This is a genomic window from Ancylobacter terrae (assembly GCF_045108345.1).
Lineage (GTDB): Bacteria > Pseudomonadota > Alphaproteobacteria > Rhizobiales > Xanthobacteraceae > Ancylobacter.
Window position 1 is genome coordinate 2,076,047 of the sequence record NZ_JBJGXH010000001.1, and the last position, 19,159, is coordinate 2,095,205.

Below are 19,159 nucleotides of genomic sequence, written 5' to 3' on the forward strand. Positions count from 1 at the left end.
CCTCACGCCGCCGCGCCGCGGTCAGACGTCGAGCGGCGCTTCAGCCCATCCAGCCACTCGCGAAGGTCCGCCGGGTCGTAGAGGACGCGCCGACCACCGACCTTCACGAACCGCGGCCCGCCGCCGGATATGCGGAGTTTGTCGAGTGTGGATTTGCCGAGCCCGACGATCTGCGCGGCCTCGTTCGTGTCCAAGAGCTTTTGCAAGGCGGTCATCGATGATCCCCGAACTGTTGCCGCCAATCGCGGCGCTTTCGGAGATCATGCGGATAAATCGCGAGCCTCAAATGCCCGAGAACTATGGTACGACTTCTCGGATATCCGAGAAGTCGGTTACCCCTTTTCGGTCATCCCCCTGATAGCTGTCACGAAGGCCGCCGCGGGCAGGCTTTTCGCGATGCTGTACACGGCGCCCACGAGCGGATCGTCTTTGGCCTCGTCGTACCGCTTCGCGAGACTCGCCGCGCTGCCGCCCAGCGCGCGATAATCTTCACGCTTGATCAGCATTCGCGCCGCGTCCGCCTTGGTCTTTCCGACCGCCATCAACTCGACCATGTCCGCTACGAGGCGAGCCTTGCGCGCGCTCGTCCATGCCTGCGGGCGGTGCGCCACCGTCGCGGTGCCGATCCGCAAGCCAGGTACATGCTCGCGAGCGAGCTCAATCGCAAGCATCGCCATGCTCTCGATGCCCCGATCCGTCGGCACGCCATAGTGCTCCATAAGCAGCACGTACCGGTGCTCCAGCTCCGCAGCGATCCTTTGCTTTTCCGCCTGCACCTGCGCGTCGCGCTCGTGCGGATCGTCGAGCAACGATATCGATACGTCGCGCCGCTCGATCGGCGTCGCGAGGTCACCAGTGTACTGCGCTGCCGCCTTCTTCATCGCTGCCCCGCTCCCTGCGTGCGCCCACGGGCCGACTCGTCACGCGGCCTTCGCCGGCCCGACGGTCAGCGTTAGCCCGAGGGCCCCCAGCACCTTCAGGATCGTCGCGAACTCGGGATTGCCGTTCTCGCTCAGAGCCCGGTAGAGCGCCTCCCGCGCCACCCCGGTATCGCGGGCAAGGCTGGTCATGCCGCGAGCACGCGCAACGTCGCCCAACGCGGCGGTGATGAGTGCCGGCGTGCCGTCTTCGAAAGCGGCCTCCAGATAGGCGGCGATGGCCTCCGGGCTATCGAGGTGATCGGCCGCATCCCAGCGCGTCGTCTCCAATGCCATGTCACTCCCTCCACTGCTTCGCCAGGGCCTTCGCCCTCGCGATGTCCCGTTCCTGCGTCCGCTTATCGCCGCCGCAAAGCAGCAGCACGAAAGCCTCGCCGCGTTGCGCGAAATAGACCCGGTAGCCCGGTCCATAGTCGACACGCAGCTCGCTTACGCCCTCCCCGACCGGCTTGACATCGCCTGGGTTGCCGAGCGAGAGCCGACGCACCCGGATAAGAACCCGAGACCTCGCGCGCTCGTCCCGCAGCGATGCGAACCACGCCGCGTAGTCGGCACTCTGGCGAACCTCCATCATGAAGGAACGTAATTCATGGGTTACGATTTGCCAAGCAATTTGTAGCTTATGGGTTACGATTTGGGCAGTTTGCGAGTGGAAAGGGGCGGCCTCCGCTTCGGCTTCGGCGACGTCCCATCCATCGCCGCGACGATGGCGCTACCGATTTGGTCCGACGCGCGGCGCAGCGGATCGTTGTCGAGATGAGCGTAGCGCTGCGTGGTCGCCGCCTGCGTGTGTCCGAGCAGCTTGCCGATGATCGGCAGCCCCAGGCCGGCACCGGCGCCGATCGACGCGTGGGTATGACGGAGGTCGTGCAGTCGCACTCCGGAGAGCCCTGCCCTCCTTGAGACCGCTGACCACGGTCGCTTCAGGTCCGAGCGTGGCCGCTCCTCCTTCGTACCGGCGGATGCGCCCGCAATAACGAACGCACCGACGCGCGGCAGGCTTGAAAGTAACGTGACCGCCGGCGCGTTCAGCACCACGGCCTTCCGTCCCGTCTTGCTGTCGGGCAGCAGGAGCAGGCCCCGCTCGAAATCGACCTCGCTCCATCTGAGATGCAGAATCTCACGCAGCCGGCACCCGGTCAGCAGCAGCAGGCGCAACGCCGCGGCGGCGTGTTGATCGATGATGGTGCGCTGCTGCGCCTTGGGCACGTGCTTGGCCTTCGGATTGCTCGGATCGATCTGCCACGGGATGCCGGTCGTCTCCGCCTCGCGGATCGCCTCGCCGAGCCGGCCCATCTCCTCCGGTGTGAGAAAGCGTTCGCGGCCATTCTCGCGGTAGCGCTCGACATCAGCGGCAGGATTCGCGCCTGCAGGCACTAGGTTGTTCTTCGCTGCCCAGCCGTACAGGCTGCCGAGCACTGCGAGCATGCGGTTTGCCTGCACCGGGGTATCACGAAGGCGGCCGTGAAATTTCGCGACCTCCGGCGTCGTGACCGCCTCAGCCTTCCGGCTGCCGAGCTCTGGCACGATGAGGCGATCGATGATGTCACGGTAGTACGCAGCCGTGCCCGGCTTGCGCTTGGCCTCAACGTGCTCCTTCAGGAAGGCTGCGGCGACCTCCTTCAACGAGACTGCCCGCCGCTCGGCAGCCCGGACGCCTGCCGGGTCCGCACCAAGCCTCGCCTGCGCAAGCAAATCCTTCGCCTTCGCCCGAGCCTGGTCCGGCGTCAGCATGGTTGTGGCGCCTATGGTGATACGCCGCTTTGCAACGGACCGCCCCCCGGCACCGGGGCGATACTCGACTACCCAGGACTTCGCGCCAGTGGATAGGACACGCACGCCGAAGCCCTTGAGATCAGCATCATAAGCGACGTAGGCCTTCTCCCGAGGCTCGAGCCCATCAACCGCACGTTTCGTCAGCTTGGTCGCCATGCCGATCCCGACTTTGCCCCGGAGCAGGCATATCAGCGCTCGATCAGAATCGCCACCGTGTCGCCACCGAAATCCCAAGCCACGGGAAACATGCGGAACGACTGGATCATGAAAACCCCTTCCTGACCTACGTTTATTGACACTCGAGGAAACGTGAGGATAGGTACGGAAACGTAAGTCGACAGACTACGAATCTGAGGGTCATAGGTTCGAATCCTTTCGGGCGCGCCATATTTCTTGTGGAATATCAACATCTTAAGCCGAACGTGCGGCCTCGATCCACCCTCCCTCCGCGGACGCTGTCGCCACCGACGCGCAGTGTCGCTCCGTCAATCATTTGCCGCTTCGCCGCCTGCGGAGCACGTGCGCCCGTGCCGTCGCCGGCACAGTATGTTGATCAAGGCTCGCAGCGCCGCGCGCGTGGCCTCGACTTCCTCCGGAGAGGGCGCCAGTGCAGTCATGTCGCTGGGCCAGGCGATTCACGCTAGATAGGCCCAGAAGCGGCGTGTGAGCGATCTGCCATGTGCTTCTTCGATGAGTGCTGAGCGAGTAGCTAATGGCCTGAAGCTTCTGATGCGTTCAGCCGCGGCCCCCGCCCCTGGGCAATCCGCGGCTAGAGTCCATCTCCGAGGGGCGGTAACGGTATTCAACTCCACTTACCTCAATGAGGTCTGAAACAACTGCTCCCGCGGGGCGAAACGGCCATCAGCGATCTTTCCAAGCACCGCTTGCATAGCGCACTCTGTTTCAGCCCGCAGGCGGCGAGGAACCGCAGGCGCTGGTTTGGTTTGTGCCGGGTCATGCTTTCGGCCTGGCGCGAAGCATTGTGAGGGCTGGCAAGCGCTTCCCGCGGCGCGAACCAAGGAGTGGATGTGAAAACCGGCGCCACGGACATACGACAGATCCGGGTCTTCCTGGCTGTGGTTCAGAGCGGAGGCTTCTCCGCCGCGCAGGAGATACTGAATCTCGCGCAGTCCACCATCAGCACCGAGATCGCCGCGCTCGAGACGCGGCTCGGCTACAAACTCTGCCGTCGCGGGCGGGCCGGTTTCCAGCTCACGCCGCAAGGCGAGGCCTTCGTGCGGGAAGCGACGGCGCTTCTGGCGGCCCTGTCGCATTTCGAGACCAAGGTCGCGCGAAACGCACGTCACGGGCTGGGCACCATCCGCCTCGCCCTGATCGACAACCTGGTAAGTGATCGAACCTGCCCCCTCGTCAGTGCCTTTGATCGTTTCCATCAGCGTACCGAGGGGCGCGCCCACCTGATCGTCGATGTCCTTGGCCCGCGGGAGATCGAGCAGGGCGTCAGGGCCGGCAAGATCGACATCGGCGTCGGGATCTTCTCCGAACCCGAGGCAAACCTCACCTATCACCCGCTCTATCGCGAACGTGACGTGCTCGTCTGCGGCCGCCGCCACCCGCTCTATGACACCGACGGCGACCTGACGCTGTTCTCCCGGATCCGGAGTGCCGAGAAGGTCGTGCGCAGCTTCCTTCAACTCGATGATTTCTTCTTCCTTTCCGACCAGCGCGAAAGCATCACCGCAGAGGTCGAGAGCATTGAAGCGGCGGCGTTCCTAATTCTCGCCGGGCACCACATCGGCTTCCTGCCGGATCACTATGCCGCGCGCTGGATCGACGGTGGCGATATGCGCGTATTGATCGAACGCAGCTATACCCGACGTTCTCAGATATCGATGGTCCACCGCAGCGATCGCGCCAAGATGAGCCCGCTGGCCCGAACCATGGCGCAGGAGATCCTCACTGATACATCGGCTGAGCCGATGAAAATATTGAAGCTCGCGCATTGAAGGCCGATTTAGCGCGCGACAAGGTCAGCCGGTGAAATTCTTCGAGGGACGTCACATCCTCGTGCCGACCTGCGGAAAGCTTTCCCGATGCTCACCGTCAACGCCCGTCCCTATGCCTGGCCCCACACCGCCGATCTCGTCCCCCGCACCACCGCCCTCATCATCGTCGACATGCAGCGGGATTTCTGCGAACCCGGCGGCTATATCGACACGATGGGATATGATGTGGCCCCGGCGCAGGCGCTGATACCGCGCATCCAGGCTCTGCGGCAGGCGGTCCGCGACTGGGGCGGATTCGTGATCTACACCCGCGAGGGGCATCGAGGCGACCTGACGGATCTGCTGCCGCAGAAGCGATTCCGCTCCCGCGTCGGCGGTGGAGAGATCGGCAGCGCCGGGCCTCTGGGCCGCCTGCTGATCCGCGGAGAAGCGGGGTGGGACATCGTGCAGGAACTGGCCCCAGTGCCCGGCGAGCCGGTGATCGACAAACCCGGCTTCTCATCTTTCTACGCGACCGATCTAGATCGCCTTCTCGTGACGCGGGGCGTGCGGCATCTGCTGGTTTGCGGGGTGACCACCGACGTCTGCGTGCATTCCACGATCCGCGATGCGGTGGATCGGGGCTACGAGCCATTGCTGATCTCGGATTGTTGTGCGGCGACGGTGAAGGCCAACCACATCGCCGCGATCGACTCAATCTGCGCGGAAGGCGGCATCTTCGGAGCGGCGGCCCCGAGCGGCGAGGTGATCGAAGCCCTGGGCGGCCAGCGAGATGGCCGGGCAGCGGCCAGCTAACACATTGATAGAGAACGCGTGATTCGATCAGCATGCTGCGCATGCTTGTTGGCATATGCTCCAGTCTTACACCGCCCTGTCGACGACGATCGGTGCGATCTTCAGTTGGCCGAATTCGTCCCGCGCGGTGCCATGCTGATGAGCCTTGCGCGAGGCCGCGTCGTCCACGACCTGCACTTCGATATCGGCGAGACGATCCTCCGCAAGCAGACCGCGCGCGGCAAGCATGTCGCCCAACGCCTCGATCCACCGGGTGTAGTAGTCGGTCTCGTCGACGATGCAGTTCGCCTTTTCAAAGCTACCGACGCGACCGATCAACGCCGCCTGGAAGTCGTTCAGCGTGAACAGACCCCGTTCGGAAAGCGCGAGCGTGAGGGCAAACGCCCGGGCTTCCCAGGGCTCGGCGAATACGGCGTCCGGCGCCTGCGGCCGGGCGAGGAGCAATGACAGACCGGAAGCAATGTCAGAGTGCATGCGAGCGGTCCTCACAGCGTGACATGCGCGACGCCGATCATCGCGTCGCGGCTGATGATGGCGGCGAGTTCGTCCTCGCTCATATGCTCGGTGCCGGCCGGCCGTTCCGGCAGCACCAGGTAGCGGATCTCCGACACGCTGTCCCAGACCTGGATAGTGACATCCTCGCCGAGCGGAAGCCCCATCTCGGCCAGCAGCCGACGCGGTTCGCGCACCATGCGGGAACGATAGGCGCTCGACTTGTACCAAGCCGGCGGAAGACCGAGGATGGTCCACGGGTAGCAGGAGCAGAGCGTGCAGACGATGACGTTGTGCACGGTCGGCGTGTTCTCCACGACATGGAGATACTCCGTCTCGGGACCGCCCAACCCGAGTTCCGCACATGCCTCGAGGCCGTTGGCGAGCAGGCGGGCCTTGAAGGCCGGATCCGTCCACGCCCGGGCGACGACCTTCGCGCCGGACTTCGGCCCGATCTTCTCCTCGTAATAGGAGACGATCGCGTCGACGCGTGCCGGATCGACGATGCCGATCTCGGTCAGCAGGGCTTCGACCGCCTCGGTGCGCACCGCCTGCCAGGGCTTCTCGGCGCTGTGCGTATGATGATGGCCGTCGTGACCATGCGGATGGCCGCCCGCCAGCGCACGAAGCGGTTGTAGAGGGTTGTACGCGGACCGTAGCGCTCCGGCACATCCCGCCACGGCGCACCGGTGCGGAAACGCCACAGGATGCCATTTATCACCCGGCGGTCATCCACCCGAGCCACGCCGCGCACCTTGTTCGGCAGCAGCGGAGCGATAATCGCCCATTCCTCGTCGGTCAGTTCGTGACGGCGCATCTCTCAAGCTCCCGGTTCCGGAGCTTGAATCACGACACGCTCAGGCACGCAAATTTATGGGGCCACGGCCTAGCTGGCATCCTCACCCGATCCGGTCAGGGGACGTGGCGAGGTGTGCCGCATTTCTGCAACATCTCCGAACTGCTCGTACTTGCTCCCCACGTCGTGGTGGAGCCGCCGGCATCGAGGCTTTCCGGAGCGTCGTCCCGCGATGCCTGGGCGCGGGAATCGACGTGGTGGCGGTTTCGGCCGCGGCCATGGCTGAAGCGGTTGTGGAGGCGGAAATCAGCCAGAGCGCCGCGCGCGGCGGAGGCCGGCTCTTCTTCGCCAGCGGCGCGGTGGCGGCGCTCGATGCGCTTTCCGCAGCGCGCGAGGACGGATTGGAGTATGTGAAGGTCATCCAGCGAAAAACCCGCCCACGCACTGCTGGACGCGGTTGAGGTGCGGCGCTCGAGGCACCTCGCATCCTGTCGCAAACCACCGCACGGCAGACCGCGCTGCGCTTTCCCCGCAATTCCAACGTTGCTGCCGCGGTAGCGCTCGCCGGCATCGGCTTCGACGCCACCACGGTCGAAGTCATTGCCGACCCAAGCGAGACACGAAATGTCATCGAGGTTCATGCGGCCGGGCGGTTTGGCGAACTGCACCTCGTGATGCGCAACCAGCCGAGCCCCGTGCACCCCCGCACGGCGATGATTCCTCCGATGAGCGTCCTCGCGGCGTTGCGCCGACGCCAAGCGGCCTGCGTCGTCCCGGCCTGACGGGCCCGCAGGTCGACAAGACGGTCGCGCGCGCCTCGAGCGGCCCGTGGCCCGTTTCCTGCTTTTGGCCGCGATGCCCGCCGGCCGCCGCGGGCTATGGTCGTCCGTCGTAAAGCGAAACTATCGGCCGCTTCCGGTGATCGAAGCACGTCAGGGGTGAACGTAGATGATCTCAGGCCACGGCAATCCGCGCTTCACCCTGAGGCAACTGGTCTATCTCGTGGCGGTCTCGCGGGCGGGCGGGGTGAAGCAAGCGGCCCAGATCCTCCATGTCGCCCCCTCTTCGGTGTCGGAGGCCATTACCCAGCTCGAGGAAAGCTTCGGCCTGCGCCTGTTCGTCCGCCTCAAGGCGCACGGCGTGCGTCCCACGTCCGATGGCGTCCGGATCATCGCATCCGCGCGGCAGTTGCTGGACAGCGCGCGGGAATTCGAGGAGGGCGCGGCCGGGCTCGGGCAGGGCCTCACCGGCACCCTTCAGATCGGCTGCGTGAAGACCATCGCCCCGATCATTCTCCCGGGACTGATGCGCCGCTTCACCGAACGCCATCCGGGCGTGTCGATCGCGTCGAAGGTCGGCGACCAGTTTGATCTGCTGCGCGGCCTCACGGTCGGCGAGCTCGATCTCGCCATCATCTACCAGATGCATCTCGACCGCGAGACCGACTTCCATCCACTGATGACACTGCCGCCCTACATCCTCCTGGGACCGGCGCTTGCCGCCCGATTTCCGCAGGAGACCGTGAGCCTGGCGGACATGGCCCCCTACGACCTCATCCTGCTCGATCTCCCCGTTGCCGGCGACTACTACCTGTCGCTGTTCCAGCTGGAGGGGGTCGCCCCGAGGATCGCGCACCGCACGACCGCCCTCGCTATGGTGAAGTCACTCGCGTCCAACGACTTCGGATATGGCCTGCTAAACGAGCGTTCGATCAACGACCGCGCCGTGGATGGCAAGATTCTCTCGATACGCGCCCTCCGCGGCAGTCTTCCGCCCCTGACGCTCGGTGTTGCCCAGCCGCGCGGCATGCGTGCCACGCGCAAAACCGAGGCCTTCATCGGCACCTGCCGCGATGGACTTCTGGCGGGGCCCCCAGATCGGTTTTTCCGAACTGCCAAGTCCATATAATGATGTTTTCAGTAAGCGTGGCTTCCCTATGATGGAGATACCGTAGCCAGAGGAGAATTCACTCGATGAGAGGGCGTTCGGCGCTTCCCATACTTGTCGCAGGGCTGCTGTGCCTGACCCTGTTCAGTCCGGTTCAGGCGCGCTCCCTGCAGGACATCCTGAGCGCCGGCGAAATACGTATCGGCGTAAACGTACTCATCCCGCCGCGTGCGCAGATGGACGATCGCAACGAGATCGTCGGCTTCGATCCGGACGTAGCCAGCGCGATTGCCCAGAAGCTGGGGGTCAAGCTGGTTCTGGTCAACGTCAACGGGCCCGAGCGCATTCCGTTCGTCGCCAGCGACCGCATCGACGCGTCGATGGGCGGCATGACACGCACGTCGGAGCGCGCCAAGGTCATCGACTTCACCGTGCCGATCTCCGGAAACAGCTACGGTATCATCACGCGCGAAGACACCGGCATCGCCACGCTCGACGACCTGAACCAGGAGAACCGGACCATCGCGATGTCGCGCGGCACGGCAGTGCTCGCGGCGGTTCAGGCCCGCCTTCCCAAGGCCAAGTTCCTCCTGCTCGACAACATCCCGGACCGCGACCGCACCGTCGCTCAGGGACGGGCGGACGCCATCGTCGATCTCATCGACAGCACCCGGGTCGCCAAGACCTACCCGGACGTGAAGTGGCGCATCGTCGCCACCCCGGAACTGGCGCCAAGCTTCGACGGCATCGCCGTCGCCAAGGGCAATGAAACGCTGCGCCTGTGGCTCAACATCGCCATCTGGGAACTGCACAACAGCGGCACCATCCTAGAAACCTGGCAGAAGTGGTTCGGCAAGCCGATGGCGACACCGGTGCCGGTGTCACCCTTCTTCTAGCCATGACGTACACGTTCAACTTCGGGCAGGTCTGGCCGTTCCTGCCCTACCTCCTTGGCGGCGCCTGGGTGACCGTGCAACTCGCCGTGTGCGCGTTCGTCGGCGGCGCCGTGCTGGGGCTGGCAATCGCGATCGGCATTCAGGGCGGCCCGGCATGGGTCAGAGACCCGCTGCGCTTCTACCGCAACTTCTTCACAAACACGCCGCAGCTGGTGAAGATCCTGCTGATCTTCTTCGGCCTCGGCGAGATCGGCTGGTTCGTGTCTCCCTTCTGGGCGGCGGTGCTGGGGCTGATGCTGGCCGAGGCGGCCTATCTCGCCGGCATCTTTCGGGCCGGGCTGACCAGTGTCCAGCAATCGGAGCTGGATGCGGCAGAGACGCTGGGTCTGCGACGCGTCCACATCCTGCGCCACGTCGTCCTGCCGCACGTCGTACACACGGTATTCCCGCCGCTCGCCAACCAGTTCATCGTCAGCATTCTCTACACGTCGCTGGCGTCGATCATCGGAGTGGAGGAATTGACCGGTCGAGCTATGAACATAAACTCGCAAACCTTTCGTTCATTCGAAATATTCACCATCATCGGCGCGATCTATATTCTACTGACAGTTCTGTCGACCTGCGCCCTGTATCTGTTCGGGCGGTATTCCCTCGGCATACGGGCGCGGGTGTTCTAGACATGTGGGGTGTCATCGACGAGTTGCCGCGCTTCTTCAGCTTCTACAACCTCCTGTTCCTCGCGCAGGCGATCGGCATGACGCTGACGCTCAGCATCCTCGGATGCCTGCTCGGCTACCTTGCCGGCTTCGGCATCGCACTGGTGCGGACCCGGCAACTGATCGACATCGCGCCGCTGCGCTGGGCGGCTGTGACCTTCGTCGAGACCGTCCGCCGGCTGCCCTTCCTCGTGCTCCTGTTCCTGGTCATGTTCGGCTTCCAGGCGGCGGGCTTCATCCTCTCGAGCTTCATGATCGCGCTGCTCGCCGTGTTCCTGCGGACGGCGGCGGTCGGCTCGGAGACGATCCGGGGCGGCCTCGACTCCGTACACCCCACCCAGTGGGACGCGGCGGTGACGATGAACCTGCCGCGGCTGGTGCAACTCCGCAGCATCATCCTGCCGCAGGCCTGGCGGGTCATTCTGCCGCCGTCGCTGGTGCAGTTCGTCCAGCTCATGAAGTCGACCTCGATCGCCTCTCAGTTCAGCGTCGTGGAACTGACCTACGCGGGCAAGATACTCAACCAGAAGGGTTTTTCCGCCATTCTGAGCTACGGCACCGTACTGGTCCTCTACTACATCCTCTGCCTGATCGCCGAGAAACTCATTCAGCGCCTGGAGAAGCGGCTTGTCCTTTCTTAGCATCGCCCGACTTGATGCCGCCTACGGCGCCATGCCGGTCCTGCGCGGGGTATCGCTCGAACTGTCCCGCGGCCAGGTGGTCGGCCTCATCGGCCCTTCCGGCTCCGGCAAGAGCTCGGTGCTGCGGGCGATCATCGGGCTGCTGAAGCCGAGCGCGGGCCGTGTGGCGCTCAACGGGACCGTGGTCGACTACAGCTCCGCGGGAAGCCTGCGCCTGCTGCGCGACCGCGTCGCCATCGTCTTCCAGCAGTACAACCTGTTCCAGCACATGACGGCGCTCGAGAACGTCAGTATCGCGCCGGTGCTGGCGAAGGGCAGGCCCCGCGGCGAGGTCCAGGCCGAAGCCGAGGCGTTGCTTGAAAAGGTCGGGCTCGCCGACCGCATGCACCACTATCCGCGCCAGCTTTCCGGCGGTCAGCAGCAGCGTGTGGCGATGGCGCGCGCCCTTGCGCTGAAGCCCGAACTGCTCCTGCTCGACGAGGTGACTTCGGCGCTCGACCCGGAACTGGTGAACGAGGTGCTGGATACGATCGGCCTCCTGGCGGCCGACGGCATGACCATGCTCATCGTCTCGCACGAAATGGCGTTCATCCGCGAAGTGGCGGACCAGGTCGTCTTCATGGACGAGGGGCAGGTCATCGAGGCCGGCCCGCCCTCGCAGGTTCTCGACGATCCCCACAGCGAGCGCGCCCGTCGTTTCGCGGCGAAGATCCTTCGCCATCACTGGAAGCCGAAGTCCGCATGAGCACCGATGTCCTCGCCGAATACGGCCTGCGCCGCATCATCAACCTGGCGGGAATCGAGACCGCGCATGGCGCTGCGGCGGTGCCGCCCGAGATCGCCCGCGCCGTGCACGACATCCTGCCGCACTATGTCGAGATGAACGAGCTGCAGTCGGTGGCCAGCGCCGAGATCGCGGCGACGACCGGCGCGGAAGCGGGCTTTGTGACCAACTGCGCGGCCGCCGGCATCACCGTCGCCGTCGCCGCGACGATGACCGGCCTCGACCCGGCCCGTATCGAGCAGTTGCCGGACACCACCGGCATGAAAAACCGCGTCGTCCTGCAGAAGGGACACGAAGTGAATTTCGGGGCGAGCGTGACGCAGATGATCCGGCTGTCGGGGGCGGCCGTGGTCGAGATCGGCACCGCCACCAGCGCCGCTCTCTTCCAGCTACGCGCCGCGCTCACCCCGGATGTCACGGCCGCGCTCTATGTGGTTTCGCACCACACCGTGCAGCACGGGCTGATCCCGCTGGCGGAGTTCTGCGAGGTCTGCCATGCCGCGGAGGTTCCGGTGATCGTGGATGCGGCTGCCGAGTACGACTGGGGGGCGTTGCTGGCACAGGGCGCGGACATCGTCGTGTTCAGTGTGCAGAAGGCCCTGTTGGGGCCAACCGCTGGCATCGTTGCCGGGCGGCGGGATCTGGTGCAGGCGGCCCATCACCAGGAAGCGGGCATCGGCCGTCCCATGAAGACCGGCAAGGAAGGCATCGCGGGCGCCATCGCCGCGCTGCGCCGCCGCCGCCGCGAGGAGATCGGTGCGGATGCGGAGCCGCGGCTGACGCGTACGGAAGCCGCCCTCGCTGCCGTCCCCGGACTGAGTACCCGGCGGCAGCGCGATCCGACCGGTGGTCCGTTCTCGCGGCTGGAACTGCATGTCGATCCGTCGCTGACCGGTCGCAACGCGTGGAGCCTCGCCGCCGAACTCGCCGGCGGCTCGCCCAAGATCGCGCTGCGCACCTTGCACGCGGATCTCGGCTATCTGTTGCTCGACATGCGTCCGGTGAGCGACGCCGAACTCGAGGAAGCACTCGCGGCGATCATAGGCTGCTGCGCTTCCTCGCCGGCGATCGATCCGGCTCGGGCGCGGCAGCGACGTGGCGACCGGATGGCCGCGCAGTATCGCGGCTGGCCGCGTAGCGTGCGAGGCGCGCCATGACCATCGTCGACGTCCGTGTCCATTGTCTGCAAATCCCGACTCGCCCGGCCTTCCCTCCCGCCGTTCATGAAGGCGCCGCCTCGCGGCACACGCTGATCGAGGTCGAGACCGATGACGGCCTGGTGGGGGCGGGCGAGGCTTTCCGGCTCGCACCGGAGGCGGTGAAGGCCCTCATCCGCGACGATCTGCGTCCGCTGCTGATCGGTCAGCCGGAGGCGGAGATCCATGCCATGGCGGCGGCGCTGCGCCGCCACGTATTCCGGTTCGGCCGCACCGGCATTGCCATGATGGCGATCAGCGGCATCGAAGTCGCCCTCTGGGACATTCTCGGCCAGCGCGCGGGCCTGCCGCTGGTCGACCTGCTCGGGGGGCGATGCCGGCCCGATCTGCGGGCCTATGCGAGCCTTCCCCGCTATGGGTCGCCCCGGGATGCCGCCTTCATCGCGGCCCGCTGCGTCGAGGACGGCTTCGGCGGCGTCAAGCTACACCAGAGCGATCCCGCCTTCGCGGGCGAGGTGCGTGCCGCCATCGGCCCGGACGTCGCCCTGATGTTCGATGCCGGAGGGGCCTGGACCCCGCGCGACGCGCTCGATGCGGCGCATGTGCTGGCGGTTCATGATGTTCTCTGGCTGGAGGAACCGGTCTCGGCCATGGCAGACTATGCCGGCATCGCCTGGCTGGCCTCCCGTTCGCCGGTCCGGATCGCGGGCGGCGAGAACGAATACGGCGCCGGGGGGTTCGTGCAGCCGATCGAGCGGCGGTCGTTCGACGTGCTGCAGCCCGACATCATCAAATGCGGCGGGATCAGCGAAACGCGCAAGATCCTCGCCCTTGCGGAGGCGCACAACATCGAAGTGGCCCTGCATTGCTATTGCCATGGCCCGGGACTGCTGGCCACGGCGCATCTCAGCCTAGCGACGCCGGGTATCGAGTGGCTGGAGATCGTCCCCACCGAGATCGCCATCGGCGTGTTGGACGCGCCTCTGCGCGTCATCGATGGCAAGGTCTGCGTACCGGATACGCCCGGCTTGGGTGCGAAATTGGATTACTCCACCTTCAGCAAGCCCCAGATATAGCGGCACTGGAGCGAAGGCACTCAGCGACCGTCGGGCGCGCCATCATCTTTTGCCGACCCCTCCTCCGGCATCTGGCTCAACGGCTTGCCTATCTCCGCCTCGCACGGAAAGAGACCCGGATGGTGTACGGGAAGTGGTTTCGTTAGGGGCTGCATGGCGGTGTCTTTGTGTGGAGCCGCCATCATATTCGACCAGGCCTTGTGCTTCGGCGCTCGCCAGAAGACGCCAGCCGGCACTTCTGCTCCGCGGGGGCAGACCTTAGGCCCTATCCTCTAGCCGGACGCCCGGGCCGTTTCCGGTCCGATCGATGAAGAGAACGCCGGCGGCTTCGAGGGCGCGCCTCAGGACATCAAGCGTCGCATTGCGAGGCTGCGAGGCGCCGGATTCGAGCTGGCGGACGGTGACCACGCCAACGCGGGCCGCGTCCGCAAGTTGCTGTTGTGACCAATCAAGGAGTGCGCAAGCGGCGCGGCATTGGGCTGCACCGCGGCGAGTTCGCCGTCGTGGACCTCGCCGACCATCGGCCGGCAGCGGATGAGATGTTCCTGATCGGCTATCGCTCGCCGATGCTGGCGAGCGACCTTGCCGTCCGGCTCTGCGTCGCCCGGCGATCCCGTCGCCGCCTCGATGCCGATCCGTCGTGGTGGGCGGCTCACCAGATGCCCGGTTCCCGGCGCGAGACGCTCTCGTGCTCAGAAGGCCCGCTGTCGCAGGACGGCCTCACCTCGATGATGATTGGCCGCGTCATCGGCGTGTTCGCCCCCAATATCGGCACGGATCGGGAGGTGGCCCATGGCTAGGCTCTCCGCCGCAAGCTGCTCGCCGCTTTGCCGGTGATGACGCCCGCGGCCCTCGCTGCGCGTATGGCCATAGCCGATGCGGACCATCCTGACGCGGAGCTGATGCACCTCGGCGCGGCCTTCGATCTCCAACATGCCGCCTGGGTGCGCACCCGCCTCGATGCCGACGCCCCCCCGGCGGCCTGTTCGACGATGAGGCAGCGTCGGAAGCTTGCGACCGGATCGCAGAGGCGGTGCGGGCGCAGCCGGCCCAGACACTCACCGTGCTGCTCGTAAAGCTGCGGGTGCTGGCCTGGGACATCAGCCTCTAGGTCGACCTCGCAGGACCGCAAACCGGCCTCGACTGGGCCCCGAAGTGTGTCCTCGCCCTGGTGCGTGAGGTAGAGCGCATGGCGGCACGGAGGGAGGTCGGCATGAGGCCGCGCGATCGGCGCAGTCCTTCGTCGCATCCTGCGCTGTCCACAGTGGAAACCACCCATGGCCGCAGCGCCAGCGATTCGCGCAGATCCATTGCTACGTTCCCCCCGTCGATCGAGGCGGCGGCGGTGAACATAACCGAGGCAAGACCGCCAGCTGGACTAGACGACGTGTGTCTGTGGCCGAGAAGCAACGCAAGGCGAACGGACCTCTTGAAGGTCCTGGAGCAGCAAAACGCCACGGCGATTAGCCTTTCTCTCTTCTCGTTCCCGCTCGGGGGATGAACGCGACGTACGATTTTTCTTCCCGGCCGGCCGCCGAACTGCCGCGCGAATATGTTGCTCCGAAGACACAGCGGGTCGTTGCAGGGCTTGCCTTGGACGCGCTGCGAAGGACACCCTCGATTCCTGTAACTTCGATCCGTGCGTTGTGGGGCCGCGTCGCCCTGCGCCAGTCTGACCTCACGACCTTCGTCCCCCGCAGCCACGGGGGAAGGAAATGCGACCGTTTCCGAGCTTCATCGGCTCCCGGCGGTTGCTCTGCAACCCCGCTTTTGCATTTCGGCGGCGTGGCTGGCCGGGAGCTGATGAGGACTAGATGGACGCCGGCCGGACTGCCGATCTCCCCCACGACATCGACGCCGAGCAGGCGCTGCTGGGCGCCTTGCTCGCGCACCCCGAATTGTTCGGGATAGTAGCCGGCCGCCTGGCGCCGGAGCACTTCTGGGAGCCGCGGCACGGGGCGGTATTCGGCATCGCCCGGGACCTTCAGGCGGAGGACCGGACCCCGAGCCCGGTTGCGATCGAGACGCGTCTGCCGGGCGACATCGGTCTCGGCGACCTGTCACTCAGCCAACATCTGGCCCGCGCGGCGAAGCTGGGAATCCGAACCAATGGGGCTATCGACTACGCCAAGAGAGTGAGCGCGCTCTGGGCCGATCGCCGGATCATCGGTCTCGGTGAGCATCTCGCGGCCTCTGCGCATATGCCGGGCGCCGATCCTCGTGCCATGCTCGCCGAGGCTATGACCGAACTGGACGAAATCCGCGCGGCCGTCGACGTACGCCGGACCACCGCGCGCTGGGCGGGCGACTTCGGCAAGACGCGCTTGCCCCACACAATCGCGGGCCCGTGCCACCGGCGGCCATACCGGAGCAAGACACCCCCCGTCGACTAATGAGAGCGTGTGGTTGGCCGCCACCGCGACCATCCGAACCGATGGGGCTTCGGGGCTCTGGGGCCGCCGCCAGGCGAAGGGGGTTGCCGAGCTCCGCCCGAGGTGCTGGTTCGGCACGGGTATGCGGCGCAGGCCGCGAATGAACGGCGCAGGCTGACCGTCACGCCACGGCACTCGCGCCCTCGGCGCTTGTGGTGGCGATGGCGCGGCGCGAAGTTACCATCGCCGACGACGATCCGACGCCGTTCGCGCAAAGAAACGGGCGCGTTTCAAATCCAGCCCGGCCGGCTGCCCGTACGAGCCTGCATGTCGCGCGCACTGACCATATTCCCGCCCCGAAGCTCGGCCCAGCCATCCGCCTGGCTGCTTGCCGTCGCGGGAACGCTGCCCTTTCTCGGCGGCCTCGCCGACAGCGCGCTGCGCGGGGGAGAATGGCTCGGGATCGTGCGGATCTATGCCGCCCTCACCGTGTCCTTCGTCTGCGGCATCCATTGGGGGGCGGCGCTCTTCATACCCGAGCGGATCGCGACGCGCCTGCTCGTAACGAGCAACGCGTCGGCGCTGTTGGCATGGCTGGCCGCGCTGCTGCCCCATCGGCCGGGCTACCTGCCTGGCGGCGCCCTGTTCGCCGCCCTACTGGCAGTCGACCGCCAGATGTGGCGCAGCGGACTGTCGCCCGCCTGGTGCCGGCACCTGCGGGCCGCGATCACTGGCGTGGCGGTGTCCAAGTGCCTGCGCATCGGGGGCACGGCATGACACGCATCGCCATCGTCGGGACGGGCGGCGGCGGACTGGTGCTGGCCCGGGAACTTCATCGCGCGCTCGGCCCGCGCTGCGGCGTCACGGTCTTCGACAAGGGGCTCGGCGTGGGTGGGCGCATCTCCACACGACGCGACGGCGGTTACCGTTTCGACCATGGCGCGGCAAGCTTCACCGTTCGTACGGCGGCTTTTCGCGAGTGGCTCGCGCCACTCCGGGCGGCGGAGATCGTCGCGGAATGGCGCGGCCCGGCGGTCAACCTCGCCGGCGGGCGGGTGCTGGGTCCGCGCCACCATGCCGAGCCTCGATTCGTCGGCATGCCCGGCATGAACGCGCTGGCGCTCTGCCTCGCCGACACGCTCGATGTGCGCTGCGGCGTCGAGGTCGCGCCGCTGGAGCCCCGGCCGGGGGCGCATCGGCTGCGCAGCGTCGCCGGGCACGAACTGGTCACCTTCGACCTTGTGGTCGCCGCAGCGCCGGCGCACCGGTCGGCCGCGCTGTTCCGCGCGGCGGTGCAAGCTGCAGCGATGCCCACGGCGCGGATGAAGCCGCGGCATGGCCTGATGGTCGCGCTCGATCGACCGTGGGGTGAGTCCTGGGTCGCCGCACGGGTGCAGGACGGCCCGCTGCGATCGATCTTCGTCGACAGTTCCAAACCCGGGCGCGCCACCGACCGCGCGACCCTCGTCGCGCACACCCGCGCTCGGTGGTCCCGCCTCCACGAGGAGGTGCCGGCGGAACTGCCGGCGCCGATCATGCTGCACGCGCTTCGGGCCGTTCTGCCCTGCGACATCGGCGCGCCCGGTCTCGTCAAGGCGCATCGGTGGCGCTCGGCGCTCGTCCGGCGCCCCCTGCGTCCCGGCCCGGGGATCGCGACCGGCGACTTCGCCGCCGGCAACCGGATCGAGGACGTGTGCCTTTCGGCCCGCGAGCTCGCCGAGCGCCTCAGGCGAGACACGCCATGAACAAGGTAGCCGCCATGACCAAGGGAAGCGCCGTGACCGGAGTGACCGTCTGGTACGATTCCGCGTGCCCGCTTTGCCGGCGCGAGATTGCCCTGATGCAGCGTCTCGACCGGCGGGGGCGCATCGCCTTCGTCGACATTCACGCCGCGCGCCCGGTGAATCCCGTTGCCCTGCTCGCGCGGCTTCTTGCCCGCGAGGATGGCGAACTGCGCTCCGGCGCCGCGGCATGCGCGGCGATGTGGCGGCAGATTTCGCTGCTGCGGCCGCTCGGCCTTGCCGGGCGCAACCCTGTCGTACTCGCCGTTCTGGAGCGGGCCTATCTCGCCTTCCTGCGCCTTCGTCCCCGGCTGCAGAGCCTCGCCCGGCGTTTCGAGGGACGACGCGGATGAGGCAAGCCGTCGTGATCGGGGCGTCGGGCGGTATCGGTGCCGCGCTGGCCGAGGCGTTGCGGCAGGGCGGCGCGTTCGACGAGATCGTGGGACTGTCGCGGCGTTCGAGCCCCCCGCTCGATCTGTGCGAGGAGGCGAGCATCGCCCAGGCGGCCGAACAGGTGGCGCGGCGGGGGATGCCCTGTCTGGTCTTCGATGCGACCGGACTGCTCTCGGACGGCACTCTTCAACCGGAGAAGTCGCTCCCGTCGCTCGATCCGGCGGCGATGGCCCGCTCCTTTGCCGTCAACGCCATCGGGCCGGCACTGCTGATGAAGCACTTCCTGCCCCGCCTGCCCCGCAACGGACGCGCGGTCTTCGTCACGCTGTCGGCGAAGGTCGGCAGCATCGGCGACAACCGCCTCGGCGGCTGGTACAGCCACCGCGCTGCCAAGGCGGCGCTGAACCAGCTGGTGCGCACCGCGGCCATCGAGCTGGCGCGCACGCATCGCGAGGCGATGTGCGTGGCCATGCATCCGGGAACGGTGGATACGCCGTTGTCGCGGCCGTTCAGCAAGGCGGGGCTGGAGGCGATCGCGCCGAGTACGGCGGCGCGGGACCTGCTTACCGGGCTCGCGCGGCTGGGACCGGCGGACAGCGGCGGCTTCTTCGACCGTCACGGCCAGCCGATCCCCTTCTGAGGCCGGACGCCGGTTCGTCCGCGTTGCAAAGGAGCCACGCTATATGCCGCGT

At 66.6% G+C, this 19,159-nt stretch carries 25 protein-coding genes and 1 pseudogene; 17 read left to right on the forward strand and 9 right to left on the reverse strand.

Annotation, left to right across the window (positions count from 1 at the left end; genetic code table 11):
• Positions 1 to 2: 2 nt before the first annotated feature.
• The 5 genes from ACEUEL_RS09905 to ACEUEL_RS09925 all read right to left on the reverse strand — a co-directional run bounded on the left by ACEUEL_RS09905 (position 3) and on the right by ACEUEL_RS09925 (position 2,870).
• Complete coding sequence (locus ACEUEL_RS09905) at positions 3 to 215, reverse strand: helix-turn-helix transcriptional regulator (RefSeq protein WP_405704370.1); 213 nt, start codon at positions 213 to 215, stop codon at positions 3 to 5.
• Positions 216 to 332: 117 nt separating this feature from the next.
• A complete protein-coding gene (locus ACEUEL_RS09910) occupies positions 333 to 881 on the reverse strand; it encodes a hypothetical protein (RefSeq protein ID WP_405704372.1) in 549 nt (182 codons plus the stop codon).
• A gap of 39 nt (positions 882 to 920) precedes the next feature.
• Positions 921 to 1,214 carry an addiction module antidote protein gene (locus tag ACEUEL_RS09915; RefSeq protein ID WP_405704373.1) on the reverse strand — a complete coding sequence of 98 codons (294 nt, stop codon included), beginning with the start codon at positions 1,212 to 1,214 and terminating at the stop codon, positions 921 to 923.
• 1 nt (position 1,215) lies between these two features.
• Complete coding sequence (locus ACEUEL_RS09920) at positions 1,216 to 1,512, reverse strand: type II toxin-antitoxin system RelE/ParE family toxin (protein ID WP_405704374.1); 297 nt, start codon at positions 1,510 to 1,512, stop codon at positions 1,216 to 1,218.
• Positions 1,513 to 1,565: 53 nt separating this feature from the next.
• The gene (locus tag ACEUEL_RS09925; protein ID WP_405704376.1) at positions 1,566 to 2,870 is read right to left on the reverse strand and encodes a tyrosine-type recombinase/integrase; all 1,305 of its coding nucleotides are present in this window, start codon (positions 2,868 to 2,870) and stop codon (positions 1,566 to 1,568) included.
• Between the two features lie 872 nt (positions 2,871 to 3,742).
• Between ACEUEL_RS09925 and ACEUEL_RS09930 the strand changes: the two genes are divergently transcribed.
• Together ACEUEL_RS09930 and ACEUEL_RS09935 are read left to right on the forward strand one after the other, a co-directional pair.
• The gene (locus tag ACEUEL_RS09930; RefSeq protein ID WP_405704377.1) at positions 3,743 to 4,681 is read left to right on the forward strand and encodes a LysR family transcriptional regulator; all 939 of its coding nucleotides are present in this window, start codon (positions 3,743 to 3,745) and stop codon (positions 4,679 to 4,681) included.
• A gap of 87 nt (positions 4,682 to 4,768) precedes the next feature.
• Entirely contained in the window at positions 4,769 to 5,476 is a 708-nt protein-coding gene (locus tag ACEUEL_RS09935) for a cysteine hydrolase family protein (RefSeq protein WP_405704379.1), read from the forward strand.
• A gap of 66 nt (positions 5,477 to 5,542) precedes the next feature.
• On the opposite strand, the gene ACEUEL_RS09940 is transcribed toward ACEUEL_RS09935, so the two are convergent.
• The 3 genes and pseudogenes from ACEUEL_RS09940 to ACEUEL_RS09950 all read right to left on the reverse strand — a co-directional run.
• Positions 5,543 to 5,950 carry a nitrile hydratase accessory protein gene (locus ACEUEL_RS09940; RefSeq protein ID WP_405704380.1) on the reverse strand — a complete coding sequence of 136 codons (408 nt, stop codon included), beginning with the start codon at positions 5,948 to 5,950 and terminating at the stop codon, positions 5,543 to 5,545.
• 11 nt (positions 5,951 to 5,961) lie between these two features.
• Entirely contained in the window at positions 5,962 to 6,516 is a 555-nt protein-coding gene (gene nthA, locus ACEUEL_RS09945; protein ID WP_405704381.1) for a nitrile hydratase subunit alpha, read from the reverse strand.
• 59 nt (positions 6,517 to 6,575) lie between these two features.
• Positions 6,576 to 6,785 (reverse strand): annotated as a pseudogene (locus ACEUEL_RS09950) (transposase); the annotation flags it as partial.
• A gap of 56 nt (positions 6,786 to 6,841) precedes the next feature.
• Between ACEUEL_RS09950 and ACEUEL_RS09955 the strand changes: the two are divergent.
• From ACEUEL_RS09955 to ACEUEL_RS09995, 9 genes are all read left to right on the forward strand, one after another.
• Positions 6,842 to 7,225 (forward strand): hypothetical protein, encoded by a 384-nt coding sequence (locus tag ACEUEL_RS09955; RefSeq protein ID WP_405704383.1) that lies wholly within the window; start codon positions 6,842 to 6,844, stop codon positions 7,223 to 7,225.
• Positions 7,226 to 7,282: 57 nt separating this feature from the next.
• Positions 7,283 to 7,546 carry an aspartate dehydrogenase domain-containing protein gene (locus tag ACEUEL_RS09960; RefSeq protein ID WP_405706696.1) on the forward strand — a complete coding sequence of 88 codons (264 nt, stop codon included), beginning with the start codon at positions 7,283 to 7,285 and terminating at the stop codon, positions 7,544 to 7,546.
• Positions 7,547 to 7,712: 166 nt separating this feature from the next.
• On the forward strand, positions 7,713 to 8,672 hold the full coding sequence (locus tag ACEUEL_RS09965; RefSeq protein ID WP_405704384.1) for a LysR family transcriptional regulator: 960 nt from the start codon (positions 7,713 to 7,715) through the stop codon (positions 8,670 to 8,672).
• Positions 8,673 to 8,737: 65 nt separating this feature from the next.
• Positions 8,738 to 9,547 (forward strand): transporter substrate-binding domain-containing protein, encoded by an 810-nt coding sequence (locus ACEUEL_RS09970; RefSeq protein WP_405704386.1) that lies wholly within the window; start codon positions 8,738 to 8,740, stop codon positions 9,545 to 9,547.
• 2 nt (positions 9,548 to 9,549) lie between these two features.
• The gene (locus tag ACEUEL_RS09975) at positions 9,550 to 10,224 is read left to right on the forward strand and encodes an amino acid ABC transporter permease (protein WP_405704388.1); all 675 of its coding nucleotides are present in this window, start codon (positions 9,550 to 9,552) and stop codon (positions 10,222 to 10,224) included.
• Between the two features lie 2 nt (positions 10,225 to 10,226).
• Complete coding sequence (locus tag ACEUEL_RS09980; protein ID WP_405704390.1) at positions 10,227 to 10,904, forward strand: amino acid ABC transporter permease; 678 nt, start codon at positions 10,227 to 10,229, stop codon at positions 10,902 to 10,904.
• The gene (locus tag ACEUEL_RS09985) at positions 10,891 to 11,649 is read left to right on the forward strand and encodes an amino acid ABC transporter ATP-binding protein (protein WP_454892295.1); all 759 of its coding nucleotides are present in this window, start codon (positions 10,891 to 10,893) and stop codon (positions 11,647 to 11,649) included. Before ACEUEL_RS09980 ends, ACEUEL_RS09985 begins: the two co-directional genes overlap by 14 nt.
• Positions 11,646 to 12,845, forward strand: a complete 1,200-nt coding sequence (locus ACEUEL_RS09990) for an aminotransferase class V-fold PLP-dependent enzyme (protein ID WP_405704392.1) — start codon at positions 11,646 to 11,648, stop codon at positions 12,843 to 12,845. The genes ACEUEL_RS09985 and ACEUEL_RS09990 overlap by 4 nt, the downstream gene beginning before the upstream one ends.
• Positions 12,842 to 13,921 carry a mandelate racemase/muconate lactonizing enzyme family protein gene (locus ACEUEL_RS09995; protein ID WP_405704394.1) on the forward strand — a complete coding sequence of 360 codons (1,080 nt, stop codon included), beginning with the start codon at positions 12,842 to 12,844 and terminating at the stop codon, positions 13,919 to 13,921. The genes ACEUEL_RS09990 and ACEUEL_RS09995 overlap by 4 nt, the downstream gene beginning before the upstream one ends.
• Positions 13,922 to 14,179: 258 nt before the next feature.
• On the opposite strand, the gene ACEUEL_RS10000 is transcribed toward ACEUEL_RS09995, so the two are convergent.
• Entirely contained in the window at positions 14,180 to 14,533 is a 354-nt protein-coding gene (locus ACEUEL_RS10000; RefSeq protein WP_405706700.1) for a helix-turn-helix domain-containing protein, read from the reverse strand.
• Between ACEUEL_RS10000 and ACEUEL_RS10005 the strand changes: the two genes are divergently transcribed.
• The 6 genes from ACEUEL_RS10005 to ACEUEL_RS10030 all read left to right on the forward strand — a co-directional run bounded on the left by ACEUEL_RS10005 (position 14,425) and on the right by ACEUEL_RS10030 (position 19,107).
• Positions 14,425 to 14,721, forward strand: a complete 297-nt coding sequence (locus ACEUEL_RS10005) for a hypothetical protein (protein ID WP_405704396.1) — start codon at positions 14,425 to 14,427, stop codon at positions 14,719 to 14,721. The two genes, ACEUEL_RS10000 and ACEUEL_RS10005, sit on opposite strands and share 109 nt — an antisense overlap.
• 1,014 nt (positions 14,722 to 15,735) lie before the next feature.
• Positions 15,736 to 16,314 (forward strand): DnaB-like helicase N-terminal domain-containing protein, encoded by a 579-nt coding sequence (locus ACEUEL_RS10010; RefSeq protein ID WP_405704398.1) that lies wholly within the window; start codon positions 15,736 to 15,738, stop codon positions 16,312 to 16,314.
• Between the two features lie 306 nt (positions 16,315 to 16,620).
• Positions 16,621 to 17,070, forward strand: a complete 450-nt coding sequence (locus ACEUEL_RS10015) for a DUF3429 domain-containing protein (RefSeq protein WP_405704400.1) — start codon at positions 16,621 to 16,623, stop codon at positions 17,068 to 17,070.
• Positions 17,067 to 18,038, forward strand: coding sequence for an NAD(P)/FAD-dependent oxidoreductase (locus ACEUEL_RS10020; protein ID WP_405704401.1), 972 nt, complete (start codon positions 17,067 to 17,069; stop codon positions 18,036 to 18,038). The genes ACEUEL_RS10015 and ACEUEL_RS10020 overlap by 4 nt, the downstream gene beginning before the upstream one ends.
• Entirely contained in the window at positions 18,035 to 18,427 is a 393-nt protein-coding gene (locus ACEUEL_RS10025) for a thiol-disulfide oxidoreductase DCC family protein (protein ID WP_405704403.1), read from the forward strand. The genes ACEUEL_RS10020 and ACEUEL_RS10025 overlap by 4 nt, the downstream gene beginning before the upstream one ends.
• The gene (locus ACEUEL_RS10030) at positions 18,424 to 19,107 is read left to right on the forward strand and encodes an SDR family NAD(P)-dependent oxidoreductase (RefSeq protein WP_405704405.1); all 684 of its coding nucleotides are present in this window, start codon (positions 18,424 to 18,426) and stop codon (positions 19,105 to 19,107) included. The genes ACEUEL_RS10025 and ACEUEL_RS10030 overlap by 4 nt, the downstream gene beginning before the upstream one ends.
• Positions 19,108 to 19,159: the final 52 nt, after the last annotated feature.